This is a genomic window from Pseudoxanthomonas sp. P4_B2, assembly GCF_056402315.1.
Map to the genome: position 1 here is coordinate 453,237 of NZ_JBFUHQ010000003.1, position 23,521 is coordinate 476,757.

General features: G+C 62.8%; 27 protein-coding genes. 4 read left to right on the forward strand and 23 right to left on the reverse strand.

Features of this window, described 5'->3' with window-relative positions; genetic code table 11:
* Window positions 1–76: 76 nt before the first annotated feature.
* Window positions 77–979: a methylisocitrate lyase gene (gene prpB / locus AC1DTQ_RS10970; RefSeq protein WP_477849638.1), complete on the reverse strand. Its 903-nt coding sequence runs from the start codon at window positions 977–979 to the stop codon at window positions 77–79.
* 150 nt (window positions 980–1,129) lie between these two features.
* Here prpB and AC1DTQ_RS10975 point away from each other — a divergent pair, with 150 nt between their 5' ends.
* On the forward strand, window positions 1,130–2,362 hold the full coding sequence (locus AC1DTQ_RS10975) for a citrate synthase family protein (RefSeq protein ID WP_477849639.1): 1,233 nt from the start codon (window positions 1,130–1,132) through the stop codon (window positions 2,360–2,362).
* A 309-nt stretch (window positions 2,363–2,671) separates the two neighbouring features.
* Here AC1DTQ_RS10975 and prpE read toward each other — a convergent pair whose 3' ends face one another.
* The 5 genes from prpE to AC1DTQ_RS11000 form a co-directional block, all read right to left on the reverse strand.
* Entirely contained in the window at window positions 2,672–4,573 is a 1,902-nt protein-coding gene (gene prpE, locus AC1DTQ_RS10980; RefSeq protein ID WP_477849640.1) for a propionate--CoA ligase, read from the reverse strand.
* Window positions 4,574–4,660: 87 nt separating this feature from the next.
* Window positions 4,661–5,485 (reverse strand): hypothetical protein, encoded by an 825-nt coding sequence (locus AC1DTQ_RS10985; RefSeq protein WP_477849641.1) that lies wholly within the window; start codon window positions 5,483–5,485, stop codon window positions 4,661–4,663.
* A 75-nt stretch (window positions 5,486–5,560) separates the two neighbouring features.
* A complete protein-coding gene (locus AC1DTQ_RS10990) occupies window positions 5,561–6,547 on the reverse strand; it encodes a malate dehydrogenase (RefSeq protein WP_477849642.1) in 987 nt (328 codons plus the stop codon).
* A gap of 59 nt (window positions 6,548–6,606) precedes the next feature.
* On the reverse strand, window positions 6,607–7,806 hold the full coding sequence (locus AC1DTQ_RS10995; RefSeq protein WP_477849643.1) for an aminotransferase class I/II-fold pyridoxal phosphate-dependent enzyme: 1,200 nt from the start codon (window positions 7,804–7,806) through the stop codon (window positions 6,607–6,609).
* Window positions 7,807–7,955: 149 nt separating this feature from the next.
* Window positions 7,956–8,450 (reverse strand): peptidylprolyl isomerase, encoded by a 495-nt coding sequence (locus AC1DTQ_RS11000; protein ID WP_477849644.1) that lies wholly within the window; start codon window positions 8,448–8,450, stop codon window positions 7,956–7,958.
* 201 nt (window positions 8,451–8,651) lie between these two features.
* Here AC1DTQ_RS11000 and typA point away from each other — a divergent pair, with 201 nt between their 5' ends.
* The 3 genes from typA to AC1DTQ_RS11015 are packed head-to-tail and all read left to right on the forward strand — an operon-like array spanning window position 8,652 to window position 12,653.
* The gene (typA, locus tag AC1DTQ_RS11005) at window positions 8,652–10,481 is read left to right on the forward strand and encodes a translational GTPase TypA (protein ID WP_310094788.1); all 1,830 of its coding nucleotides are present in this window, start codon (window positions 8,652–8,654) and stop codon (window positions 10,479–10,481) included.
* 21 nt (window positions 10,482–10,502) lie between these two features.
* On the forward strand, window positions 10,503–11,009 hold the full coding sequence (locus AC1DTQ_RS11010; RefSeq protein ID WP_477849645.1) for a DUF2127 domain-containing protein: 507 nt from the start codon (window positions 10,503–10,505) through the stop codon (window positions 11,007–11,009).
* 36 nt (window positions 11,010–11,045) lie between these two features.
* Window positions 11,046–12,653 (forward strand): amidase, encoded by a 1,608-nt coding sequence (locus AC1DTQ_RS11015; RefSeq protein ID WP_477849646.1) that lies wholly within the window; start codon window positions 11,046–11,048, stop codon window positions 12,651–12,653.
* A gap of 13 nt (window positions 12,654–12,666) precedes the next feature.
* On the opposite strand, the gene AC1DTQ_RS11020 is transcribed toward AC1DTQ_RS11015, so the two are convergent.
* The 17 genes from AC1DTQ_RS11020 to rplX form a co-directional block, all read right to left on the reverse strand.
* On the reverse strand, window positions 12,667–14,076 hold the full coding sequence (locus AC1DTQ_RS11020) for a class II 3-deoxy-7-phosphoheptulonate synthase (protein WP_477849691.1): 1,410 nt from the start codon (window positions 14,074–14,076) through the stop codon (window positions 12,667–12,669).
* Between the two features lie 73 nt (window positions 14,077–14,149).
* Window positions 14,150–14,662 (reverse strand): disulfide bond formation protein B, encoded by a 513-nt coding sequence (locus AC1DTQ_RS11025; protein ID WP_310094798.1) that lies wholly within the window; start codon window positions 14,660–14,662, stop codon window positions 14,150–14,152.
* Between the two features lie 158 nt (window positions 14,663–14,820).
* Window positions 14,821–15,204: a 50S ribosomal protein L17 gene (gene rplQ, locus AC1DTQ_RS11030; RefSeq protein ID WP_310094801.1), complete on the reverse strand. Its 384-nt coding sequence runs from the start codon at window positions 15,202–15,204 to the stop codon at window positions 14,821–14,823.
* Between the two features lie 209 nt (window positions 15,205–15,413).
* The gene (locus tag AC1DTQ_RS11035; RefSeq protein ID WP_093289969.1) at window positions 15,414–16,412 is read right to left on the reverse strand and encodes a DNA-directed RNA polymerase subunit alpha; all 999 of its coding nucleotides are present in this window, start codon (window positions 16,410–16,412) and stop codon (window positions 15,414–15,416) included.
* A gap of 51 nt (window positions 16,413–16,463) precedes the next feature.
* The gene (gene rpsD / locus AC1DTQ_RS11040) at window positions 16,464–17,093 is read right to left on the reverse strand and encodes a 30S ribosomal protein S4 (protein ID WP_162350134.1); all 630 of its coding nucleotides are present in this window, start codon (window positions 17,091–17,093) and stop codon (window positions 16,464–16,466) included.
* A 14-nt stretch (window positions 17,094–17,107) separates the two neighbouring features.
* Complete coding sequence (rpsK, locus tag AC1DTQ_RS11045; RefSeq protein ID WP_093289967.1) at window positions 17,108–17,500, reverse strand: 30S ribosomal protein S11; 393 nt, start codon at window positions 17,498–17,500, stop codon at window positions 17,108–17,110.
* A gap of 12 nt (window positions 17,501–17,512) precedes the next feature.
* Window positions 17,513–17,869: a 30S ribosomal protein S13 gene (gene rpsM / locus AC1DTQ_RS11050; protein ID WP_093289966.1), complete on the reverse strand. Its 357-nt coding sequence runs from the start codon at window positions 17,867–17,869 to the stop codon at window positions 17,513–17,515.
* 356 nt (window positions 17,870–18,225) lie between these two features.
* Window positions 18,226–19,578, reverse strand: coding sequence for a preprotein translocase subunit SecY (secY, locus tag AC1DTQ_RS11055; protein WP_477849649.1), 1,353 nt, complete (start codon window positions 19,576–19,578; stop codon window positions 18,226–18,228).
* Between the two features lie 7 nt (window positions 19,579–19,585).
* Complete coding sequence (gene rplO, locus AC1DTQ_RS11060; protein ID WP_430540613.1) at window positions 19,586–20,023, reverse strand: 50S ribosomal protein L15; 438 nt, start codon at window positions 20,021–20,023, stop codon at window positions 19,586–19,588.
* Window positions 20,024–20,028: 5 nt separating this feature from the next.
* Complete coding sequence (rpmD, locus tag AC1DTQ_RS11065; protein WP_162315265.1) at window positions 20,029–20,241, reverse strand: 50S ribosomal protein L30; 213 nt, start codon at window positions 20,239–20,241, stop codon at window positions 20,029–20,031.
* Window positions 20,231–20,776 carry a 30S ribosomal protein S5 gene (rpsE, locus tag AC1DTQ_RS11070; protein WP_477849651.1) on the reverse strand — a complete coding sequence of 182 codons (546 nt, stop codon included), beginning with the start codon at window positions 20,774–20,776 and terminating at the stop codon, window positions 20,231–20,233. Before rpsE ends, rpmD begins: the two co-directional genes overlap by 11 nt.
* A 162-nt stretch (window positions 20,777–20,938) precedes the next feature.
* Window positions 20,939–21,295, reverse strand: coding sequence for a 50S ribosomal protein L18 (gene rplR / locus AC1DTQ_RS11075; RefSeq protein ID WP_477849653.1), 357 nt, complete (start codon window positions 21,293–21,295; stop codon window positions 20,939–20,941).
* Window positions 21,296–21,327: 32 nt separating this feature from the next.
* Window positions 21,328–21,855 carry a 50S ribosomal protein L6 gene (rplF, locus tag AC1DTQ_RS11080; protein WP_477849654.1) on the reverse strand — a complete coding sequence of 176 codons (528 nt, stop codon included), beginning with the start codon at window positions 21,853–21,855 and terminating at the stop codon, window positions 21,328–21,330.
* A 12-nt stretch (window positions 21,856–21,867) separates the two neighbouring features.
* Window positions 21,868–22,263, reverse strand: a complete 396-nt coding sequence (gene rpsH, locus AC1DTQ_RS11085) for a 30S ribosomal protein S8 (RefSeq protein ID WP_310094826.1) — start codon at window positions 22,261–22,263, stop codon at window positions 21,868–21,870.
* A gap of 63 nt (window positions 22,264–22,326) precedes the next feature.
* Window positions 22,327–22,632: a 30S ribosomal protein S14 gene (gene rpsN, locus AC1DTQ_RS11090; RefSeq protein ID WP_310094830.1), complete on the reverse strand. Its 306-nt coding sequence runs from the start codon at window positions 22,630–22,632 to the stop codon at window positions 22,327–22,329.
* 20 nt (window positions 22,633–22,652) lie between these two features.
* Window positions 22,653–23,195, reverse strand: coding sequence for a 50S ribosomal protein L5 (gene rplE / locus AC1DTQ_RS11095; RefSeq protein WP_310094834.1), 543 nt, complete (start codon window positions 23,193–23,195; stop codon window positions 22,653–22,655).
* Window positions 23,196–23,206: 11 nt separating this feature from the next.
* A complete protein-coding gene (gene rplX / locus AC1DTQ_RS11100; RefSeq protein WP_093289956.1) occupies window positions 23,207–23,521 on the reverse strand; it encodes a 50S ribosomal protein L24 in 315 nt (104 codons plus the stop codon).

Here is a 23,521-nt window from a genome sequence, read left to right on the forward strand (position 1 = left end):
GTCCAAACAGCGTGGACTCCGCCGTACCCTCATCCGATGCTTCGCGCCACCTTCTCCCGGAGGGAGAAGGGAAAAGCTATTTCTTCGCTGCGAACAACGCATCCAGCTTCTGTTCGTACTCGTGATAACCGATACGGTCGTACAGCTCCTCACGCGTCTGCATCAGATCCACCACATTCTTCTGATGGCCGTCGCGGCGAATTGCGGTGTACACGGCCTCGGCGGCCTTGTTCATGGCGCGGAACGCGGACAGCGGATACAGCACGATGCCGACGCCTGCGGTCTTGAGTTCCTCGACGGTGAACAGCGGCGTCTTGCCGAATTCGGTGATATTGGCCAGCACCGGCACCTTCACCGCATCGACGAAGCGGCGGTAAGTCGGCAGGTTGTAGGCGGCTTCGGCGAAGATGCCGTCCGCACCGGCTTCGACGCAGGCGATGGCGCGCTCGATGGCCGCGTCCACGCCGTCGACCTGGATAGCATCGGTGCGCGCGATCAGGAAGAAGTCCGCATCGGTCTTGGCATCGGCCGCGGCTTTCACGCGATCGGCCATTTCCCCGGCGCTGACGATTTCCTTGCCGGGACGGTGGCCACACCGCTTGGCGCCCACCTGGTCTTCGATATGACAGGCAGCGGCGCCAGCCTTGATCAGGGATTTCACGGTACGCGCGATGTTGAACGCGCTGGGGCCGAAACCGGTATCGATATCCACCAGCAGCGGCAGATCACAGACATCGGTGATCCGGCGCACGTCGACCAGCACGTCGTCGAGCGTATTGATGCCCAGGTCGGGCAAGCCCAGCGAACCGGCGGCGACGCCGCCGCCCGACAGATAGATAGCGCGATACCCGGCGCGCTTGGCCAGCAGCGCATGGTTGGCGTTGATGGCGCCGATCACCTGGAGGGGCGATTCGGCAGCTAGCGCGGCGCGGAACTTCATTCCCGGTGAAGCGGGGGCGCCAGCGGTCGGGTTGCTCATGCGGCAGGACTCCTCTTGGGTCGTCTTGTCCGCCACGGCGCGGAGCGCCGGACGGTCGAGGTGCGCGAATGGTACGCCCCTCTGCGGGTCGCAAATCTGGCACTATCCGGAGTATTGATCAATCTTGATTAATTCAATCAATATATATCCATGCACCCCGACCCGATGCGTACCGACCTACTCTCCGCTCGCGATACCTGCGAGATCCTCGGCATCAGCCAGGCGACGCTGTATGCCTATGTCAGCCGAGGCCTGCTGGAATCGCGGCCCGGCCCGGATCACCGCAGCCGCCTGTACTCCCGGCAGGATGTGGAGCGCTTGGCGCAGCGCAAGCAGGCAGGACGCGGTGCGGCACGCGGCGCGGCGCAGAGTCTGGATCGCGGCCTTCCGGTGCTGCAGACGCAGATTTCGCTGATCCGGCCCGATGGGCCGTACTACCGGGGCAAATCCGCGATCGCTGCCGTGCACGACGGCGCCACCCTGGAAGACATCGCACGCCTGCTCTGGGATTGCGGCGACCAGGATCCGTTCGCCGTGGAAATAGGTCCGCACTGGCCGGCGACGGTAGCGGCGATTGCGAGCGATGCACGCCTGCCACCGCTGGAACGCGCCATGTCCGCGATCCCGCTGTTGGCGTTGGAAGTGCGTCACTCGTTCAACTCCGCTCCACGCGTGCGCCAGGAGATCGCGGCCGCGCTGTTACGGCACAACGCCTCGCTACTGGTGGCCCAGCCGCCGTTCGCCGGTCCGGTACACCGACTGTTGGCCAATAGCTGGAAACCTGGCGACGAGAATTTCGCCGAACTGGTGCGCGCGGCGCTGGTGGTCTGCGCCGATCACGAACTGAATGCTTCCGCGTTCGCCGCACGTGTGGTCGCCTCCACCGGCGCGCATCTGCATGCCACCGTCTGCAGCGGATTGGCTGCTTTGTCGGGCCCGCGTCATGGCGGCGCCACTGCGCGCGCGCATGCCTTGATCGCCGACGCGGGCGACGCGCCATCGGTGCGCGAGTTCATCGGAACCCGCTGGCAACGTGGCGACGAGCTGCCGGGCTTCGGTCACGCGCTCTATCCGCACGGCGATCCGCGTGCCGCCGAAATCCTTTCTCGCTTGCGCGAGTCGCATGCGGGCACACCGATGATGCTGAGGTTGGAAGAGATCATCGTCGTCGCCGAGGAAATCAGCGGGCAGCGTCCCAACATCGATTTTCTGCTGGCCTCCATTTGCCAAACACATGGCTTGCCGGCCACGCCGGCGCTGGTGATGTTCGCCGCTGGACGCCTGGCCGGCTGGCTTGCACATGCGCTTGAGCAACAGGCGCTGGGCAGGTTGATCCGTCCACGTGCGAGCTATACGGGTGTGGCTCCGTCGCTCAAGGAATGAGTTAGGTCTTGCTGAACTACGCACCGAACATGTTTCAACGCTCTGCTTATCTTCAGTGCGCCCTCCTCTATCGACCGTCATCCCGGCGAATGCCGGGATCCATCTTTCAGATCATATGCACTTGCCGAAGGCCGTTTTAATCGAACACCGAGCTGCCAACTGCTGCGGAATTGTCCGAGCAGCCGAGGATGGGTCCCGGCATTCGCCGGGATGACGATTTCAATAAAATGCACGCTCGTTGAGTTCAACTTCCCATTTTTGAAGGCCATGCAACACGGCGATCCGCACTCGGCGCTGCCGTCATGCGCTTCAGCTGCCCACTTCCGGCCCCCGCAGCAACGCCTTCTTGATTTCTTCCAGCGCATTGGGATCATCCAGTGTGGACAGGTCGCCGGGATCGGTGCCCTGCGCGAGCGCTTGGAGCGAGCGTCGCAGCAACTTGCCCGAACGCGTTTTGGGTAAGGCATTGACGATGTAAACGCGTGCCGGGCGCGCTACCGGGCCCAGGTTGTGCTCCACCGCACGACGCATGCCGTCGGCTGCGGCAACGCGCTCATGCGGCTCTTCGGTGTTCTGGCGCAGAGTGGCGAACACTACGGGCACCTGACCCTTGAGCTCATCGTAAACGCCAATCACTGCAGCTTCGGCGACAGCGCCGTAGCCGGAAACGGACTCCTCGATCTCGCGCGTGCCAAGACGGTGCCCGGCCACGTTGATCACATCGTCGGTACGGCCCAGGATGAAGGTATAACCCTGCTCGTCGCGGATGGCCCAGTCCAGCGAGCTGTAAAGCAGCTCCTTGAAGTGGCTGAAGTAGCTGCTGACGAAACGCGCATCGTCGTTCCAGATCGTGGTCATGCAGCCCGGCGGCAAAGGCGGTTCGATCACCAACACGCCTTTCTGGTTGGCGGCGACTTCACTGCCGTCGCTTTCATCGATCACCTTCATCTTGTAGCCGAGATTCGGGAACCCTGGCGAACCGAATTTCACCGGCTTCATCTCCAGCCCCGGCAGCAGCGTGATCGCCGGCCAACCGGTCTCGGTCTGCCAGTAGTTGTCGATGATCGGCTTGCGCAGCGCATCGTGGATCCATTGCGCGGTGGGCTCGTCCAGCGGCTCGCCCGCCAGGAACAAATACTGCAGTTTCGAGAGGTCATGGTTGCGGATGAAGCTGGAGTCGTACTTCTTCAGTACGCGGATGGCGGTGGGCGACGAGAACATCGTCCGCACGCCGTACTTTTCGCACAAGGACCACCAGATGCCGGCATCGGGATTGAACGGCAATCCTTCGTAAAGCAATGAAGTCGCGCCGCCGATCAGCGGCCCGTAGACGTTGTAGGAATGCCCCACCGCCCAGCCGACATCGGAAGTGGAGAACATCGTTTGACCAGGTGCGACATCGAACACGGTGCGCATCGATAGCGCCAATGCCACCGCATACCCACCCACGTCTCGCTGCACGCCCTTGGGCTTGCCGGTGGTGCCGGAGGTATAGAGCAGGTAGCTGGGCTCGTTGGACTCCAGCCATTCCACCGGCACCTCGGCATCGCCCACTTCGGCGCGCAGCGTGGCGTAGTCCACGTCGCGCCCTTCTACTTTCGGCAAGGCCGCATCCAATCCGCGCGATACGATCAGGACCTGGGGCGGCGGCGCGGCCGATTCGGCGCAGGCTTGGTCCACCAGCGCCTTGTACGGAATCACCTTGCCTCCGCGCATGCCTGCGTCGGCGGCGATCAGCAGTTTCGGCGCGGCATCGTCGATGCGTAGCGCCAGGTTGTGCGCGGCGAACCCGCCGAATACCACCGAATGCACCGCGCCGATGCGAGCGCAGGCCAGCATCGCGAACACCGCTTCTGCCATGTTGGGCATGTAGATGACGACGCGATCTCCGCGCCTGACATCCAGCCGCTTCAGTATCGCTGCGAACGCATTCACCTCCCGATGGAGCTCGTTGTAGGTGATCTCACGGGTGATGTTGGTTTCGGTTGAGATCGCCACCAAGGCGAGTTGGTTGCCACGCTCCACCAAGTGCCGATCGACTGCGTTGTAGCAGAGGTTGGTCTCGCCGCCGACGAACCACCGACGGAACGGCGGATTGGAGTAGTCGAGTATTTTCTGCGGCGGCTTGTGCCAGTGGATTGCACGCGCTTGCTCGCCCCAAAATTCCTCAGGCTGTTCTATGGAACGGCGATAGGTTTCCTCGTACCCCATCCTGGCCTCCCGGTCGGTCCCGCAGGGCCCCAGCATAGGCCCGCACGCGGGCACTCACCTTGCGACCTTGGTCTAGGGGATGGACCGTTATCGGGCTGGCTCGCGGTATTCCAACGCCTCGCCGTCGCGGAAGCGGATCTCTTGCGGCCGCCATTCCACTATGAAGTCCTGCGCAGACATGTTCACGAACGCGCGCTCGTCGGCTTTAGGGCTGCCTTGGCTGGCGCATTGGAAATCGATGTGGTCGCCGGGAAGCAAGCGCTCCTGAGTGAAATAACAACCGGTCAAAGTAGGAAGCTCTGCAGGCGAAGGATGCGCCTTGAGAATATCCACCGTGCCCCGAACCGACTCCAGCGTGCGATTGGTGCGGTTCTGCAACCGATAGGTCGCAAGAAACACTTCGTCTTCCACCCCTCCGCGCTTGAAGATGGTCTGAGTGGCTTTTGCCCGTTCGGCCAGCGCGGCCCGCGGCGTATTCGGTTCCGCCCGCAGCACTGCCGCCTGACTGACCGGCAGGATCTCGCGACCCAGCAGACTCACCGAGGTGGCCTCGCGCAGCGGCGCATAGGCCAGGTCGCGTTGCTCCTGCATGCCGCGCGCCCGCGATTCCTGGCCGGACTGCAGGACCAAGAAGGCGCGCTGCAGCTCGATCGCTTCAGAAAAGGTATGCGCGGTAAAGGGCTCGTCCGGATCGGCCAGCGAAGCCGGCATTACGTCGCCACGGCTGCGCTTTACGTAACCCAGCACCAGTTCCCTGTCTTCCTGCGGCAGCGCGTCCAGCTGCGTCTGCACCGTCGACAAATCATCGGTGCCAAAAGGCAGCTTGGTGTGGTGCGGATCGCGCGACCTGATCGCTCCCCAGGTGCCGAGCGCCAGGAGCGCGAGCAGAACGATCCAGACAGATTTCGACACACCATTCCCCAATGTTGTGCGGAACAAAAACGCCGAGCTTGGCCCGGCGTTCTGTTATGGCCTATCGATGCGGCATCAACCCAGCAGATGCGCTACGCCGGCGCGCTCTTCTTCCAGCTCAGCCAGCGTCTTGTCCATGGCCGCGCGGCTGAAGGCGTCGATTTCCAGGCCTTCGACGCGGGTGTATTCGCCGTTGGCGGTGATCACCGGTACGCCGTACATCACGCCTTCCGGAATGCCGTAGCTGCCGTCCGAAGGCACGCCCATGGTCACCCATTTGCCGTTGCTGCCCAGCACCCAATCGTGAATGTGGTCGATGGCCGCATTGGCGGCCGAAGCGGCCGAGGACAGACCGCGCGCTTCGATGATCGCCGCACCGCGCTTGCCCACCTGCGGGATGAACGCATCGCTATTCCAGGCCGCGTCGTTGATCTTGTCCTTCAACGAAGCACCATTGACGGTGGCGAAGCGATAGTCCGGATACATGGTCGGGCTGTGGTTGCCCCACACGATCAGATTCTCGATGTCACCCACTGCAACGCCGGCCTTGTTGGCCAGCTGCGACAGCGCGCGATTGTGATCCAGACGCAACATGGCGGTGAAGTTTTTGGCCGGCAGGTCCGGCGCGGACTTCATGGCGATATAGGCGTTGGTGTTGGCCGGGTTGCCGACCACCAGCACCTTCACGTTACGGCTGGCGACTTTGTTCAACGCCGCGCCCTGAGCGGTGAAAATCTTGGCGTTTTCCAGCAACAGGTCCTTGCGCTCCATGCCCGGTCCGCGCGGACGCGCGCCGACCAGCATCGCTACGTCGGCGTCCTTGAACGCCACTTCCGGATCGTCGGTACCAACCACGCCGGCCAGCAGCGGGAACGCGCAGTCTTCCAGCTCCATGATCACGCCCTTCAGCGCGGCCTGGGCTTTGTCGATCGGCAGTTCCAGCAGCTGCAGGATCACCGGCTGGTCCTTGCCCAGCATTTCGCCGGAAGCGATGCGGAACAGCAACGCGTAACCGATCTGGCCGGCGGCGCCGGTGACTGCGACTCGTACGGGGTTCTTCATGGTGCAAATCCTCGGGGGTTTCGTGGGCGGCCTCAGCCCAACGCAATAGTGGTGAACGATTACTTCAGTTCAGCGAAGAATTCCTGGATGCGCTGCATGCCCGGCGCCAGCTGCGGCGTAGGACAGGTGTAGCTGATGCGCAGCGCGCGCGGTTCGCCGAATGCCGACCCCGGCACGCAGGCCACGCCCTTTGCTTCCAGCAACGCGTTGCAGAAATCGATGTCGTTGCCGATCACCTTGCCGTCGTGCGACTTGCCGAAGGCCACGCTGATGTCCGGAAACACATAGAACGCACCTTGGGGACGCGGGCAGACCACACCCGGTATTTCGGCCAGCGCGGCCATGACCAAGTCGCGCTTGCCCTGGAATTCCAGGTTCTTGGCTTCGGTCACGTCCTGCGGGCCCGACAGCGCGGCGATCGCCGCAGCCGTGGTTACTTCAGGGATGTTGGTGATGTGGTTGGAATTGAGCGTGGTCACCGCCTGCGCGATGGCCTCGGGACCGGCCATGAAGCCGACGCGCCAGCCCGGCATGCCATAGGTTTTGGACAATGAATCGACGAACACGGTGCGCTCGCGCAGTTCCGGGCGCGCCTGCACGAAGTTGTAATACTCCAGCCCGTCGAACAGCATGCGGTTGTAGATGTCGTCGGTGATGATCCAGGTGTCCGGATACTTCACCAGCACCTCGGCCAGAGCGATGATTTCTTCCTTCGTGTAGACCATGCCGGTCGGATTGGAAGGATTGTTGAACAGGAACACCTTCGGCTTGGTGGCCAGCGCGGCGTCGAGCTGGGCGACGGTCAGCTTGTAGTCCTGGCTAGCCGGGCACGGCAGTTCCAGGATCTTCGCGTTGACGATCTCGGCGATGTCGACGTAGGTGGTCCAGTACGGCGTCGGAAAGGCGATAGTGTCGCCCTCGTCCAGCAACGCTTCGGCCAGGTTGTAGAGCACATGCTTGGCGCCGATGCCGGTGGACAGATTGGCACGGGTGTAGCCGCTCAGCCCCAGGTCCTCCATATGCTTCAGGAAGGCATCCAGCAGCGCGTCGGCGCCGCGGTTGGAGCCGTACTGGCCGGAATCCTTAGCCAGCGCGTCGCGCGCGGCCTGGTAGACATGTTCGCCGGGCAGGAAATTGGGAACGCCGATGGAGAAACTGATGATGTCGCGACCGGCGGCCTTGAGCTTCTTGGCCTTTTCGGCGACCGCCATGATCGCGCTGGGCTTGGCGCGGCCCATGCGTCCTGCTAACTGGAGCATTGCGAAAACCTCGTGGGGTGAGGAACAGACTTGCTAGGTGCAGACTGGCTGCTGCGGACCGTTTATTGCGGCGCAAAATTTTAGCATGGCCCCCAGTCGGTTTGCCGTTGCGGGAGAGGCGAAAACCCCTCCCGCCCCGGCCCGATTGTTCAGGCGCTCAGGTGGCGGTTCCACTCGGCCACGCGCTCGGCGTTGGCGGCCAGCACGGCGGAGGCGTCGCCCTCGATCTTCACCGAAGCGATGGCATCGCCGCCCGCGACGCTATCGACCACGTCCAAGCCTTCGATGACCTTGCCGAACACAGTGTGCTTGCCGTCCAGCCACGGGGTGGGCACATGGGTGATGAAGAACTGGCTGCCATTGGTATTGGGGCCGGCATTGGCCATGGACAGCACGCCGCGGTCGTGGCGCACGCCGTTGTTGGTTTCGTCCTCGAAACGGTAACCCGGGCCGCCGCGGCCGGAACCTTCCGGGCAGCCGCCCTGGATCATGAAATCGGGGATGACCCGGTGGAAGCTCAGGCCGTCGTAGAAGCCGCGCTGGGCCAGGTTGACGAAATTGGCGACCGTCAGCGGGGCCCTGTCGGGATACAGCTCGATCTTGATGGGGCCGCGGGCGGTGTCGAAGGTGGCGGTCAGGGACATTGGGGACTCCGTGGTTGAAGGAATGGGGGGATTTCGGATGAATTGGGGCGAATTTATCGATCAAAACCGCTTGGGCGGCCGGATCCGGCGGATTTAGATGACCCTCCGTGCCGATCTGGAGCTAAAGCGCAACCGTAACCCGCTATAATACGCGGCTTCCTTCCCTGCCCCGAGCGCGGCTCCAAAATCGCGCCTTTCGTCATGTCCATTCAGAACCTCCGCAATATCGCCATCGTCGCCCACGTCGACCACGGCAAGACCACCCTCGTCGACTGCCTGCTCAAGCAGTCGGGCACGTTCAGCGAACGCACGGTCACCACCGAGCGGATGATGGACAGCAACGACCAGGAAAAGGAACGTGGCATCACGATCCTGTCCAAGAACACCGCCATCAACTGGCAGGGCAACCGCATCAACATCGTCGACACCCCCGGACACGCCGACTTCGGCGGCGAAGTGGAGCGCGTGCTGTCGATGGTGGATTCGGTGCTGATCCTGGTCGACGCGATGGACGGCCCGATGCCGCAGACCCGCTTCGTCACCCAGAAGGCGTTCGCGATGGGCTTCAAGCCGATCGTCGTGGTCAACAAGATCGACCGCCCTGGCGCGCGTCCGGACTGGGTGATCGACCAGGTGTTCGACCTGTTCGACAAACTGGGCGCGACCAACGAGCAGCTCGACTTCCCGATCGTCTACGCCTCGGCCCTGCACGGCTACGCCAGCCTGGACGACGCCGCCCGCGAAGGCGATATGACCCCGCTGTACGAAGCGATCATGAAGCATGTTTCGCCGCCGGACGTGGACCGCGAAGGTCCGTTCCAGATGCGCATCAGCCAGCTGGACTACAACAACTTCGTCGGCCTGATCGGCGTCGGCCGCATCCAGCGCGGCAAGGTGCGCACCAACATGCCGGTCAGCGTGATCGACCGCCACGGCAAGAAGCGCCAGGGCAAGGTGCTGCAGGTGCTCGGCTTCATGGGCCTTGAGCGCATCGAAGTGGAGGAAGCCGAAGCGGGCGACATCGTCGCCATCTCCGGCGTGGCCGACCTCAGCATCTCCGACACCCTGTGCGCGCTGGATACGCCGGAAGCGCTGCCGGCCCTGACCGTCGACGAGCCGACCATCTCGATGACCTTCCAGGTCAACAATTCGCCGTTCGCTGGCAGCAAGGAACACAGCGGCGGCAAGTTCATCACCAGCCGCCAGATCCGCGAGCGCCTGGAGCGCGAGACCCTGCACAACGTGGCGTTGAAGGTCGAGGAAGGTTCCGATCCGGACAAGTTCCTGGTTTCCGGCCGCGGCGAGCTGCATCTGTCGGTACTGATCGAAACCATGCGTCGCGAAGGCTTCGAGCTGGCCGTGTCGCGCCCGGAAGTCATCATCAAGGAAATCGACGGCAAGCAGATGGAGCCGGTCGAGCAGTTGGTGGTCGACATCGAAGAACAGCACCAGGGCGGCGTCATGGAAAAGCTGGGCATCCGCAAGGGCCAGCTGAAGAATATGGAGTCCGATGGCAAGGGACGCGTGCGCCTGGACTACATGATTCCGGCCCGTGGCCTGATCGGTTTCCAGAACGAATTCCGCACCCTGACCCAGGGCTCGGGCCTGCTGTTCCATGTGTTCGATCACTATGGTCCGAAGGAACAGGGCGCCATCGCCAAGCGCCAGAATGGCGTGATGATCGCCAATGCGCCCGGCGCCACCCCGGCCTATTCGCTCGGACCGCTGGAAGAACGCGGCAAGCTGTTCGCCGCCGAAGGCGACAACGTCTACGAAGGCCAGCTGATCGGCATCCATTCCAAGGACAACGACCTGACCGTCAACGCCATCAAGACCAAACCGCTGACCAACATGCGCGCTTCGGGCAAGGATGACGCCATCAAGCTGACGCCGGCGATCAAGTACACGCTGGAACAGGCGCTGGACTTCATCGAGGACGACGAGTTGGTCGAAGTCACTCCGAAGGAAATCCGCCTGCGCAAGAAGTTCCTCAGCGAAAGCGACCGCAAGCGCGCCTCACGCGCCGCCTGATCTCTGGATTAGCGCGTCGTAGTGACGGAAACGCCTTACAACCCGGCCCCGCAAGCGCATCCGGGCCTGCATGTGCTGGCCCTGTTCGAGGGCCTTAAGGGTCTGCTGGCCCTGATTGCGGCCGCCAGCCTGGAAGTGCTGGGGCCGCAGCCGTTGCGCAATGTGATCAAGGCGCTGATCGCCAAATTCAACCTCGATCCAGTCCACGGCACCCTGCCCTCGCTGCTCGACGCCATCAACCCGGGCGCCGTGCATCTGGCGGTGGCGGTGGTGTCGCTGTACGCCGCCTGGCGCCTGGTCGAGGCCTGGGGTCTTTGGCGAGCCAAGGCCTGGGCGTCCTGGCTGGGTTGCGTGGGCACCGCCGCCTACCTGCCGCTGGACGTATACGCGCTATACCACCATCACGGCTGGCACACGTGGGCGGTGCTGGTGCTCAACCTGATCGTGGTGGCGGTGCTGGCGCGCGACCTGATCAAACGGCATGCGTCCGCAAGCGTTGAGATTGCGCGTTCCGCGGACGCTGGGTAGCCTGTCCTACGCATCTCCTTGCAAGGGTGGAACTCAATGCGGCGCATACCGCTTTTGCTGGCCTTCGTGTTTGTCCTTGGCGCATGCGACTCCAAGGCGCCTGACGGCGTTCCGCCGACGGGGGCCGAACCTACCGATTTCATCTTCGCCGAAGTCGACATCAACGATCTGCAGACCCGCATGCAGAGAGGCGAACTGGATAGCCGCACGCTGACCCAGGCCTACCTGGACCGCATCGCCGCCATCGACAAGGCCGGACCAACCCTTAATGCGGTGATCGAGATCAACCCCGACGCGCTGAAGGAAGCCGCCCTGCGCGATGTCGAACGCAAGACCAATTCCGTTCGCGGACCTCTGCACGGCATCCCGATCCTGCTCAAGGACAACATCGGCGCCACGCCCATGACCAACTCCGCCGGCTCGCTCGCGCTGAAGGATTTCCGCCCGGCGAACGACGCTTTCCTGGTGCGGAGGCTTCGCGAAGCGGGCGCCGTGATTCTGGGCAAGACCAACCTCAGCGAATGGGCCAATTTCCGTTCCACCCGCTCCACTTCCGGCTGGAGCGCCCGCGGCGGGCAGACACGGAATCCTTATGCCCTGGACCGCAATCCCTGCGGTTCCAGCTCGGGCAGCGCGGTGGCGGTGTCGGCGAATCTTGTAGCGGCCGCGATCGGCACCGAGACCGACGGCAGCATCATCTGCCCTGCCGCGATGAACGGGCTGGTGGGGTTGAAACCCACCGTTGGCCTGGTGAGCCGCGAGGGCATCATCCCCATTTCCTTCAGCCAGGACACCGCCGGACCGATGACCCGCAACGTCTCCGACGCGGCTTATCTGCTGACCGTACTGGCCGGTCGCGACAACGCCGACCCGGCGACCGCCAACACCGCCTGGAACACCACCCTGGACTACCACGCGCACTTGAAGGCAGATGGATTGAAAGGCGCGCGCATCGGCGTGATGCGCAGCAAGCTGTCGATCCATCCGGATGCCGCCGCCGCGATGGAAGTGGCCATTAGCACCATGCGCGAAGCCGGAGCGACCGTCGTCGATGCCGAGATTCCGACCGATGACCAATGGTCGGACGACGAAAACGTGCTGCTGCTTTACGAATTCAAGGCTGGCCTGGAGCGCTACCTGCAGAAACAGAATGCGCCGCTCAAGACCCTGTCGCAGTTGATCGGCTACAACCAGCAATATTCCACTTCGGAAATGCCGTTCTTCAGACAAGAGCTGTTCGAGCAAGCCAACGCCAAGGGCGGGCTGGGCGAGATGGAATACATCAGCGCCAGATCGCGCGCACGCCGCCTCGCCGGTCCCGAAGGCATCGACGCCGCACTCAAGGCGCAACAGCTGGATGCATTGATCGCCCCCGCCACAGGCCCTGCCTGGGTGACCGACCCGCTGACCGGCGACCACTTCCCTGGCGCCGGTTACGGCGCAGCGGCCGTGGCCGGTTATCCCAGCCTGACCATTCCGATGGGCAGCAGCGATGGATTGCCATTGGGTATCGTCTTCATGGGCGCCGCCTGGAGCGAACCGCGACTGATCGAACTGGGTTACGCCTACGAGCAACTCACGCGTGCGCGCATGCCGCCGCAGTACTTGCCTAGCCTGACCCCCGCCCGCAAACCCGCGCGCTGACCCGCGCGCGAATCTATCGCGCCGCGGGCGCGGCCAGCTGGTTCTGCTTGCGCACGATCGACATCGCGATCTCCAGCGATTGCTCGTAGTTCAAACGCGGATCCACGGTGGAGCGGTAGGCGCGTTCAAGATCGATGTCGGTGAGTTCGCGCGCGCCGCCGGTGCATTCGGTCACATCCTCGCCGGTGAGCTCCAGATGCACGCCGCCCAGACGCGTGCCTGCGGCCGCATGCAGATCGAACGACTGCTCCACTTCGCCACGGATATTGTCGAAGCGGCGCGTCTTGTAACCATTGGAGGTGCTTTCGGTGTTGCCATGCATCGGATCGCACACCCACAACACACGACGGCCGTCGCGACGCACCGCATCCAGCAACGGCGGCAGCTTTTCGGCGATCTGCGCGGCTCCCATACGATGGATGAAGGTCAGGCGTCCTGGCTCGTCTTCCGGATTGAGGATGTCGATCAGGCGCAGCAGCTGGTCCGGATTCACCGAAGGCCCGACCTTCAGCGCGATCGGGTTGCGCACGCCGCGCAGGTATTCCACGTGCGCGCCATCGACCGCGGCGGTACGCATGCCGATCCACGGGTAATGCGTGCTCAGGTTGAACCAGCCCCACTGGCGCGGCACTTCGCGGGTCAGCGCTTCTTCGTACGGCAGCAACAGCGCTTCGTGCGAAGTGTAGAAATCGATGCGGTTGAGGTTGTGCACTTCCGAACCGGCCAGCGTTTCCATGAAACGCACCGCATCGCCGATCGAAGTCGCCATCTGCTGGTACTCGTTGGCGTTGGGCGAATAGCCCACCCAATTGAGGTTCCAGTATTCGGGGTGATGCAGGTCGGCGAAACCGCCGTCGATCAGCGCGCGCACGAAATTCATGGTCATCGCCGAGCGCGCATGCGCTTTGATCATGCGACGCGGGTCGGGGATGCGCGCTTCGGCGGTGAATTCGGGCTGGTTGACCAGATCGCCGCGGTAGCTGGGCAGCGTGACGCCATCGCGGGTTTCGGTATCGGTCGAACGCGGCTTGGCGTACTGGCCGGCGAAGCGGCCCACGCGAACGACCGGCAAACGCAGGCCATGCACCAGCACCAGGCTCATCTGCAGAAGGACCTTGAGGCGGTTGGAAATCAGGCCGGATTCGCAGTCGCTGAAACTCTCCGCGCAATCGCCGCCCTGCAACAGGAAGCGCTTTCCTTCCTGCGCCTCGGCCAATTGCTTTTTCAGCGCGAAGATTTCCCAGGAGGTCACCAGCGGCGGTAACTGGCGCAGTTCGCCCAATGCCGACTCCAACGCCGCCGCGTCCGGATACGTGGGCATCTGCACCGCCGTGCGCGAACGCCAGGTAGCGGGCGCCCAGTCGGTGGGAAGATTCACCGCACGGAGATTGCGGTCCGTATTACTCAAGGTGCTGCTGCTCATGGTGCTGCTACTCATGGTGATGCCCTCAGCGGATCACCATGTTGCCAGATTGATGCGCCGCGTCAAAATGTCGTTACGCTTGCAACTTACGCCGGCGGAATGCGGCAAACAATGCCCAAGCGAGCAAGGCCAGGAACCAGGCGAGACTCCATTCAGGCATCGACAAGCCCAGGAAGGTCCAGTCGACCACCGCGCATTCGCCCGACCCGGTGAACACCTTGCGTAGCACATCGGCGAAAGGGAACGCTTCCATCATGTACGCCAGGTCCGGGCCGCAGGCAGGAACCTTGTCGGCGGGCAGATGCTGCAGCCAAACATGGCGTCCGGCCACCGCCAAGCCCAAAGCCGAGGCCACCAGAGCCAGACCGCCATACGCGCCACGACCGCCGACGCCCTTCGGCGAGTGCAAGCCGCCGATCAGGAACACCACTGCCAGCAACAAGAATGCCCCGCGTTGGAACGTACACAGCGGGCATGGATTCAGGCCCAACTGGTACTGGGAGTAGAAGGCGAATCCCAGCAGCGCCACGCAGAGGGCGAACCCTGTCAGGAATTGGGCGCGGAACGACCAGCGAAATGGGTTCATGGCAAGCCTGCTCAAAACGATGGCGGCCATTATCTCTGCGCAAACCCGCATCGTCACATGCCATAAGTGCCGGCTGGCCGGCTAACTCATGCCGGCGGCCAGAAAAACAAAACCCCGGCTAGGCCGGGGTCTGTGTATCGCTTGCTGCAGGCTTTGGATTACTCAGCCGACAGTGCCGCCGCTTCCGGACGGTCCAGCAGTTCCACGTAGGCCATCGGCGCATTGTCGCCAGCGCGGAAACCGCACTTGAGGATGCGCAGGTAACCGCCCGGACGCGACTGGTAGCGCGGGCCCAGGGTGGTGAACAAGGTGCCGACCGCTTCCTTATCGCGCAGACGCGCGAAGGCAAGGCGGCGATTGGCGACGCCGTCGATCTTGCCGAGGGTGATCAGCGGCTCCGCGACGCGGCGCAGTTCCTTGGCTTTCGGCAGGGTGGTGCGGATCAGGCCGTGCTTGATCAGCGACGCGGCCATGTTGCTGAACATCGCCTGGCGATGGGCGCTGGTGCGGCTGAATTTGCGGCCGGCTTTCTGGTGGCGCATGGTCTTGATTCCTAATGAATGTTGATGCTGTTGGAGTTCGCTGTCGCCATCATGGCGTTGGTGCTTGGACTGCGGATGGCCCGAGCCCGTTCGTCCTGATCGGGCATCGCCGCGCACCTTCAGGCGCGTCGGCGTTGTGTTGCGTGCTCAATGTTGCATGTTCAACCGAATCCCCGCAGTTGCTGCGGGGATCCGTTACAACTATTGGATCAGCCCAACATGCCGTGCTGGGAAACGCCGGCCGGCGGCCAGTTTTCCAACTTCATGCCGAGCGAAAGGCCGCGCTGTGCGAGGACTTCCTTGATCTCGGTCAACGACTTCTTGCCGAGGTTCGGGGTCTTCAGCAGCTCGACTTCGGTTTTCTGGATCAGATCGCCGATGTAGTAAATGCTTTCGGCCTTGAGACAGTTGGCCGAACGCACGGTCAGCTCCAGGTCGTCGATCGGACGCAGCAGCACCGGGTCCACGCCGCTGGCTGCCGGCTTGGCAGCGCCGCGATCGCGGTGGGTGAAGTCGCCGAACACCGACAGCTGGTCGCTAAGAATGTCGGCGGCGGTGCGCACGGCTTCCTCGGCGTCGATGGTGCCGTTGGTTTCGATTTCCAGAACCAGCTTGTCCAGGTCGGTGCGCTGCTCGACGCGTGCGGCTTCCACCGCATAGGCGACGCGGCGGACCGGCGAGAACGAGGCGTCCAGCATCAGACGACCGATGGCGCGGGTTTCTTCGTCAGGACGGCGACGGGCAGCGGCCGGCTGGTAGCCGAAACCGCGCTCGATCTTCAGGCGCATGTTGATCGCCGTGTCCTTGGTCAAGTTGCAGATGACCAATTCCGGATTCAGGATCTCGACGTTATGGTCGGTCTTGATATCGGCGGCGGTAACGACGCCCGGGCCCTGCTTGGCCAGGGTCAGGGTGGAGCTGTCGCCGGTATGGATGCGGATGGCGACGTCTTTCAGGTTCAACAGGACTTCAAGTACGTCTTCCTGCAAACCTTCGATGGTGCTGTATTCGTGCAGAACGCCGTCGATCTCGACTTCCGTAATCGCGAAGCCGGGGATGGACGAGAGCAGCACGCGACGCAGCGCATTGCCCAGGGTGTGGCCGTAGCCGCGTTCCAGCGGCTCGATCACGACTTTGGCGCGATTGTCGCCAAGGCGTTCGATTTGCGGGCCGCGGGGGCGCAGCACCTGCTGTGTGGTAACCGTCATGTTGCTTGGTCTCCTGCAAATCCCCGGCTGATCCGGGGATTCGTGATGGGATTACTTCGAGTACAACTCGACGATCAGCGCTTCGTTGATGTCGGCAGGCAGATCTGCGCGATCCGGCACGGCCTTGAACACGCCGCTGAACTTCTTCGAGTCCACTTCAACCCACGAGGGGCTGAGATCCATCTGCGCCGAAACGGTCAGGGATTCCTGCACGCGCAGCTGTTTCTGGGCTTTTTCGGACAGTTCGATCGCATCGCCGGCCTTGATCTGGTAGGACGGCAGATTGACCGACTTGCCGTTGACCAGCACGCCACGGTGCGACACCAGCTGGCGCGCGGACGGACGGGTGATGGCGAAGCCCATGCGGTAGACGACGTTGTCCAAACGGGTTTCCAGCAACTGCAGCAGGTTCTCGCCAGTGTTGCCCTTCTTGGTCGAGGCCTTCTTGTAGTAGTTGCGGAACTGACGCTCCAGCAGGCCGTAAATACGCTTGACCTTCTGCTTTTCACGCAGCTGGGTGGCGTAGTCGGACAGCTTGCCCTTGCGAGCGGTAGCGCCGTGCTGGCCGGGCTTTTGCTCCAGCTTGCACTTGGAATCCAGCGCGCGCGCCGGGCTTTTCAGGGAAAGATCGGCGCCTTCGCGGCGGGCGAGCTTACAGGTAGGACCAATATAACGAGCCATTTCTCTTCAGCTCCTCAGACGCGACGCTTTTTGGGCGGGCGGCAACCGTTATGCGGGATAGGCGTAACGTCGATGATGTTGGTGATTTTGTAACCAACGTTGTTGAGCGAACGCACCGCGGACTCGCGGCCCGGGCCGGGGCCCTTGATGCGTACTTCCAACGACTTCAGACCGTAGTCCAATGCGGCACGGCCGGCCTTTTCGGCGGCGACCTGTGCGGCGAACGGCGTGGACTTGCGGGAACCGCGGAAACCCGCGCCGCCCGAAGTTGCCCACGACAGCGCATTGCCCTGGCGATCGGTGATGGTGACGATGGTGTTGTTGAAAGAAGCGTGGACGTGGGCGACGCCGTCGGTGACGACGCGCTTGATCTTCTTCTTTACTTTTGCTGCTGCTGGTTTGGCCATGATTCGCGCCCCTTACTTCTTGATGGCTTTGCGCGGACCCTTGCGGGTGCGTGCATTGGTACGGGTGCGCTGGCCACGCAGCGGCAAGCCACGGCGATGGCGCAGGCCGCGGTAGCAGCCCAGGTCCATCAGGCGCTTGATCGCCATACCCACTTCGCGACGGAGGTCGCCTTCGACGATGAACTTGCCGATTTCGGCGCGCAGGCGCTCGACTTCCGGCTCGGACAGGTCACGGATCTTGGTGGTGGAAGTGACGCCTGCGGTTTCGCAGACCTTCTTCGACCGGGTACGGCCTATGCCGTAAATGCTCTGCAACCCGACCCAGACATGCTTCTGGGCAGGCAGGTTGACACCTGCAATACGCGCCATGACGCGACTCTCCAACTGTGTTTGATGGCCCGATTGCAGGCAAATCCGTGAGGATTCGGTGCAAGCCGGCGGAGTGAACTACGAATTTTAACAAGATCTCGGGTTTCTGGGAAGCCCTGGCAGGCCGAAGCTTGCCGGGACCACGGCATGGGGAGTGTGCCCATGCTCCGGCGCCGGAACCTGCCTGGTGCGGGTCGACTTCGGCTCTCGCCTTCCTCGCCCCGCCCCGCCCCGCGCTACTCTTGCGCAGGAACTGGCCGATTCTCACCTGCGCACGAGATCGCTGCACAGGCCGCCCATCTAAGTTGTGGCTGGCCGCAGGCATAACGCCATGCAGGACCGGCCTAGGTATTTCCTCAGCCCCGCGACAAACCGCCGCGCGAGCCGCCTTTCAGGTTCGCCTTCTTCAACAGGCTTTCGTACTGGTGCGACATCAGATGCGCCTGGACCTGGGCGATGAAATCCATCACCACCACCACCACGATCAGCAGCGAGGTGCCGCCGAAGTAGAACGAGGTGCCCAGCTGTGTACGCATGATTTCCGGCAGCAAGCAGACCGCGACCAGATACAGCGAACCGACCGCCGTCAGACGGGTCAGGACCGCGTCCACGTAATCGGCGGTCGCCTTGCCGGGGCGGATGCCCGGGATCAGCGCGCCCGATTTCTTCAGGTTGTCAGCCGTTTCCTGCGAATTGAACACCAGCGCCGTGTAGAAGAACGCGAAGCCGATGATCATCGCCGCGAACACGATCATGTGCAGCGGCTCGCCCGGCGCCAGCGCCTGGGAGATGCGCTGCAGCCACACTGTCGAGGAGGACTGACCGGACCAGAGCGCCAGTGTGGCCGGGAAAGCCAGGAGGCTGGAAGCGAAGATCGGCGGGATCACGCCGGCCATGTTGAGCTTGAGCGGCAGGAACGAGGTCTGGTTCATGTACGCATTGCGGCCGCCCTGGCGGCGCGCGTAATTAACCGTGATCCGTCGTTGTCCGCGCTCCACGAACACCACGAAGTAGGTGAACGCAGCGACGGTCAGCGCAATCAAGATCAACGCTATGGCGCTGATGGTGCCGTTGCGGAAACCCTCGATCGTGTTGATCACCGCCACCGGCAAGCCGGCCACGATGCCCGCGAAGATGATCAGCGACACGCCATTGCCGACGCCGCGCTCGGTCACCTGCTCACCCACCCACATCAGGAAGATGGTGCCTGCGGTCAATGCCACCACCGCGGTCAACACGAAACCCATGCCCGGGCTGTACACCACCGGCATGCCGCCCGGCGCGACCTGGTTCTGCAAGGCCCCCGCGATACTGCCGCCCTGCACCACCGCCAGCAACACCGCGCCCATGCGCGAATACTGGGTGATCTTGCGGCGGCCGGATTCGCCTTCCTTCTGCATCGCTTTCAGCGACGGAAAGATGTGCACGGCCAACTGGAACACGATGGACGCCGAGATATAAGGCATCACGTTAAGCGCGAAGATGCTGAAACGGTGCAAGGCGCCGCCCGAGAACATGTTGAACATGTCCACGATGCCGCCGCCCTGCGCCTGCATCATCGCCAGCATCGCATCGGGGTTCACGCCGGGAACCGGAATGAAGCAACCGATGCGGTAGACGATCAGCGCGCCGACCACGAACAGCAGACGCTGGCGCAGTTCAGTGAACTTGCCCAACCCGCCTACGCCGCCTGCGTTGCCTTGCGCCATTCTGCGATTACTCCTGCACGCTGCCGCCGGCGGCTTCGATCGCCGCCTTGGCACCGGCTGTGGCAGTGATGCCCTTCAGCACGAACTTCTTGGTCAGATCGCCCTTCTTGACGATCTTGGCGCGCTTGGCCGAGGTCGGCACCAGCTTGGCGGCACGCAGGGCGGCGAAATCGATCTCGCCGGCCTCGAGCTTGTCCAACTGGTACGACAGCACTTCGGCGCAATCCAGCTTCAGCTTGGAGCGGAAACCGACCTTCGGCAGGCGCTTGATCAGGGGCATCTGGCCGCCTTCGAACTTGGCCTTGATCTTGCCCTTGCCCGAACGCGCGAACGAACCCTTGTGTCCGCGGCCGCAGGTCTTGCCCAGACCCGAACCAATGCCGCGGCCAACGCGCTTGCGATCGGTGCGGGCGCCTTCGCCAGGCTTGAGTGTATTGAGATGCATATCGATTACTCCTCGACGCGCACGAGGTAGTGAACCTTATTGATCAGGCCGCGTACCTGCGGGCTGTCCTTCAGTTCACGCACATCGTTGAGCTTGTTCAGGCCCAGCGCCTTCACCGACAAACGGTGGATGCCCTGGGAACCACGCAGACCGCGCACCAGGCGGACTTTAACGGTACCGTTCTTGACCGTACCGGTCTTGTTGGACTCACTTGCCATAATTGAGTTCCTCGATTTTCTTGCCGCGCTTGGCCGCGATGCGGGTCGGCGACTGCATGTCGCCCAGGCCCTTCAGCGTGGCGCGCACCAGGTTGATCGGGTTGCGCGAACCGACGGCCTTGGCCAACACGTTCTTCACGCCCACCGCTTCCAGCACGGCACGCATGGCGCCGCCGGCGATCACGCCGGTACCTTCGGAGGCCGGCTGCATGTACACACGCGCCGCGCCGTGGCCGGCCTTGACCGGGTGCCACAAGGTGCCGTTGTTCAGATCGACGTTGAGCATGCCCTTGCGCGCATATTCCATCGACTTCTGGATGGCGACCGGCACTTCGCGGGCCTTGCCATAACCGAAACCGATCTTGCCGTTGCCGTCGCCCACCACCGTCAACGCGGTGAAGGTGAACTGGCGACCGCCCTTGACCGTCTTGCTGACGCGGTTGACCGCGACCAGCTTCTCGATCATGCCGTCGTCTACTTTCTCTTCGCGGTTGCGGTCGCGATCACGACCCCGCGGTGCACGTTCTTCAGCCATTTCCAGATTCCTTGAGTAAGTAAGTGATTACGGCTGAGCCGCTTATAGTTGTGAAGTGAAGCGGTGAACCGCAGGCGCGCGCAGAAGTCGCGGTGCGTCCGGCATTATCCCTGCCGGCGGATTACAGGTGGAGGCGAACCCCACCTGTTTCAACTTGTCCAATCAGAACTGCAGACCGGCTTCGCGGGCAGCATCGGCCAGGGCCTTGATGCGGCCGTGGTAGCGGTAGCCCGAACGGTCGAAGGCAATCTTCAGGATGCCAGCAGCCACGGCGCGCTCGGCGATGACCTTGCCCACGCGGGCAGCGGCGTCGCTGTTCTTGCCGTTCTTCAGGCCTTCTTTCACGTCGGCCTGCAGCGTGTTGGCGGCAGCGATGACCTTGGAGCCATCGGCGCTGAACAGCTGCGCGTACAGGTGCTGACCAGTGCGCAGCACCGACAGGCGCGGCACGCCCAGGACACGGATGTGGGCGCGGGTGCTCTTGGCGCGGCGGAGACGGGCGATGTTCTTGATGCTCATGATCTTGATCCTTGGGAAGCGGATAAGCCTTATTAGGCTTTCTTGGCTTCCTTGCGAATGATGACTTCGTCGGAATACTTCACGCCCTTGCCCTTGTAAGGCTCCGGCGGACGGAAACCACGAATCTTGGCGGCCACTTCACCGACGCGCTGCTTGTCCGAGCCCTGCACCAGGATTTCCGTCTGGGTGGGGGTGGAGATGGTGATGCCTTCAGGGGTCTTGAACAGCACCGGGTGCGAAAAACCCAGCGACAGGTTCAGATCCTTGCCGGCCATGGCGGCGCGGTAACCGACGCCCACCAGCTCCAGCTTGCGCTCGAAGCCTTCCGAAACGCCTTTGACCATGTTGGCCAGGATCGCGCGGATGGTGCCGGTGATCGCGTCGTCGGCCGGGGTGGTCGGCGACAGGTTCAGGCTGCCGTCTTCCACTTTGATTTCGACGCCCGACGGCTTGATCAGCAACAGGGTGCCCTTCGGGCCCTTCACGCTCAGCGTGTCGGTCTGATTGTTGAACTCGACGCCCTTGGGCAGGGTGATCGGCAGTTTGGCTACACGGGACATACGTTTACTCCCTTAAGCCACGAAGCACAGGACTTCACCGCCGACGCCATGCTGGCGCGCCTGCGAGTCGGTCATGATGCCCTTGGAGGTGGAAATGATGGCGACGCCCAGGCCGTCGAGCACCTTGGGCAGGTCGGCCTTGCCGCTGTACTTGCGCAGGCCCGAACGCGAAACGCGGGTCAGGCGCTCGATCACCGGCTTGCCTTCGAAGTACTTCAGCACGATCTCGAGCTGCGGCTTGTTGTCGACGGTGTTGACGCGCGAATCGGCGATATAGCCTTCGGCCTTCAGCACGCCGGCGATGGCGACCTTGATATTGGAGGACGGCATCTTCACCGTCGGCTTGCCTACAGCGGCCGCATTCTTGATGCGGACCAGCATGTCGGCGATGGGATCAGTCATGCTCATTGCGTATTACCCTTTGAGTAGCACCGATATCCGCTTTCGCGAAAATCTTAGGTTGGTTGAATTTTACCAGCTGGCCTTGCGCAGGCCGGGAACGTCGCCGTTCATCGTCGCCTTGCGCAGCATGTTGCGGCCCAGGCCGAACTTGCTGTAGACGCCGCGCGAGCGACCGGACAGCGCGCAACGGTTGCGTTCGCGGCTCGGCGACGAATCGCGCGGCAGCTTCTGCAGCTTGGTCACGGCTTCCATCTTTTCTTCGTACGACGCGCTCTGGCTGGAGATGGTCTTCTTCAGCGCTTCGCGCTTGGCGGCGTACTTCTTGGACAGTTTGGCCCGCTTCAGATCGCGGTTAACCATTGAGGTCTTTGCCATTGCTCAGGTTTCCTTGCGAATCAGTTGCGGAACGGGAATTTGAAAGCTTCGAGCAGCGCCTTTGCTTCGGCGTCGGTCTTGGCGGTGGTGGTGATGGCGATATCCATACCGCGGATCGCGTCGACCTGGTCGAAGTCGATTTCCGGGAAGATTATCTGTTCCTTCACGCCCATGTTGTAGTTGCCACGGCCGTCGAACGAGCGGCCGGACACGCCACGGAAGTCGCGCACGCGCGGCAGCGAGACGTTGACCAAGCGGTCGAAGAATTCGTACATCCGCGCGCGGCGCAGGGTGACCTTGCAGCCGATCGGCCAGCCGTCGCGGATCTTGAACGAAGCCACCGAAACGCGCGACTTGGTCGTGATCGGCTTCTGGCCGGTGATCTTGGCCAGGTCGGCGACCGCATTTTCCAAGATCTTCTTATTGGTCGCGGCTTCGCCCACGCCCATGTTGATGGTGATCTTGGTGATCTTCGGCACTTCCATCGGATTGGAGTAGCCGAATTTCTCGGTCAGGCTGGGAACAACCTGTTCCTTGTAGAACTTTTCGAGACGGGTGGTCATGACTTCATTCCTTAGGCGTCGAGCGCCTCACCACTGGAGCGGAACACACGCAATTTGCGTCCATCCTCCAGTACTTTGAAACCGATACGCTCGCCCTTGCCGGAAGCCGGGTTGAACAGCGCGATATTGGAGATGTGCATCGAAGCTTCACGCTCGACCACGCCGCCGGCGACACCCGCCTGCGGATTCGGCTTGGTGTGGCGCTTGATGATGTTGACGTTGGACACGATCACGCGATCGCCGTCCACACGCACCACGTCACCACGCTTGCCCTTGTCCTTGCCGGCGATGACGACCACTTGGTCGCCCTTTTTGATACGGTTCAT

Bases quoted from the DNA above. Each gene is read 5' to 3' on its own strand.
- AC1DTQ_RS11025 (WP_310094798.1), bottom strand. From the start codon at position 14,662: ATGAACCCATTTCGCTGGTCGTTCCGCGCCCAATTCCTGACAGGGTTC.
- AC1DTQ_RS11035 (WP_093289969.1), bottom strand. From the start codon at position 16,412: ATGACGGTTACCACACAGCAGGTGCTGCGCCCCCGCGGCCCGCAAATC.
- AC1DTQ_RS10975 (WP_477849639.1), top strand. From the start codon at position 1,130: ATGCACCCCGACCCGATGCGTACCGACCTACTCTCCGCTCGCGATACC.
- AC1DTQ_RS11000 (WP_477849644.1), bottom strand. From the start codon at position 8,450: ATGTCCCTGACCGCCACCTTCGACACCGCCCGCGGCCCCATCAAGATC.
- rpsN (WP_310094830.1), bottom strand. From the start codon at position 22,632: ATGGCAAAGACCTCAATGGTTAACCGCGATCTGAAGCGGGCCAAACTG.
- rplE (WP_310094834.1), bottom strand. From the start codon at position 23,195: ATGACCACCCGTCTCGAAAAGTTCTACAAGGAACAGGTTGTTCCCAGC.
- rpmD (WP_162315265.1), bottom strand. From the start codon at position 20,241: ATGGCAAGTGAGTCCAACAAGACCGGTACGGTCAAGAACGGTACCGTT.
- AC1DTQ_RS10990 (WP_477849642.1), bottom strand. From the start codon at position 6,547: ATGAAGAACCCCGTACGAGTCGCAGTCACCGGCGCCGCCGGCCAGATC.
- rplQ (WP_310094801.1), bottom strand. From the start codon at position 15,204: ATGCGCCACCAGAAAGCCGGCCGCAAATTCAGCCGCACCAGCGCCCAT.
- AC1DTQ_RS11020 (WP_477849691.1), bottom strand. From the start codon at position 14,076: ATGAGCAGCAGCACCTTGAGTAATACGGACCGCAATCTCCGTGCGGTG.
- rplF (WP_477849654.1), bottom strand. From the start codon at position 21,855: ATGTCCCGTGTAGCCAAACTGCCGATCACCCTGCCCAAGGGCGTCGAG.
- prpE (WP_477849640.1), bottom strand. From the start codon at position 4,573: ATGGGGTACGAGGAAACCTATCGCCGTTCCATAGAACAGCCTGAGGAA.
- AC1DTQ_RS10995 (WP_477849643.1), bottom strand. From the start codon at position 7,806: ATGCTCCAGTTAGCAGGACGCATGGGCCGCGCCAAGCCCAGCGCGATC.
- AC1DTQ_RS11015 (WP_477849646.1), top strand. From the start codon at position 11,046: ATGCGGCGCATACCGCTTTTGCTGGCCTTCGTGTTTGTCCTTGGCGCA.
- rpsD (WP_162350134.1), bottom strand. From the start codon at position 17,093: ATGGCTCGTTATATTGGTCCTACCTGTAAGCTCGCCCGCCGCGAAGGC.
- rplR (WP_477849653.1), bottom strand. From the start codon at position 21,295: ATGAGCATCAAGAACATCGCCCGTCTCCGCCGCGCCAAGAGCACCCGC.
- rpsM (WP_093289966.1), bottom strand. From the start codon at position 17,869: ATGGCGCGTATTGCAGGTGTCAACCTGCCTGCCCAGAAGCATGTCTGG.
- rpsE (WP_477849651.1), bottom strand. From the start codon at position 20,776: ATGGCTGAAGAACGTGCACCGCGGGGTCGTGATCGCGACCGCAACCGC.
- rpsH (WP_310094826.1), bottom strand. From the start codon at position 22,263: ATGAGCATGACTGATCCCATCGCCGACATGCTGGTCCGCATCAAGAAT.
- rpsK (WP_093289967.1), bottom strand. From the start codon at position 17,500: ATGGCCAAACCAGCAGCAGCAAAAGTAAAGAAGAAGATCAAGCGCGTC.
- typA (WP_310094788.1), top strand. From the start codon at position 8,652: ATGTCCATTCAGAACCTCCGCAATATCGCCATCGTCGCCCACGTCGAC.
- rplX (WP_093289956.1), bottom strand. From the start codon at position 23,521: ATGAACCGTATCAAAAAGGGCGACCAAGTGGTCGTCATCGCCGGCAAG.
- rplO (WP_430540613.1), bottom strand. From the start codon at position 20,023: ATGCATCTCAATACACTCAAGCCTGGCGAAGGCGCCCGCACCGATCGC.
- prpB (WP_477849638.1), bottom strand. From the start codon at position 979: ATGAGCAACCCGACCGCTGGCGCCCCCGCTTCACCGGGAATGAAGTTC.
- secY (WP_477849649.1), bottom strand. From the start codon at position 19,578: ATGGCGCAAGGCAACGCAGGCGGCGTAGGCGGGTTGGGCAAGTTCACT.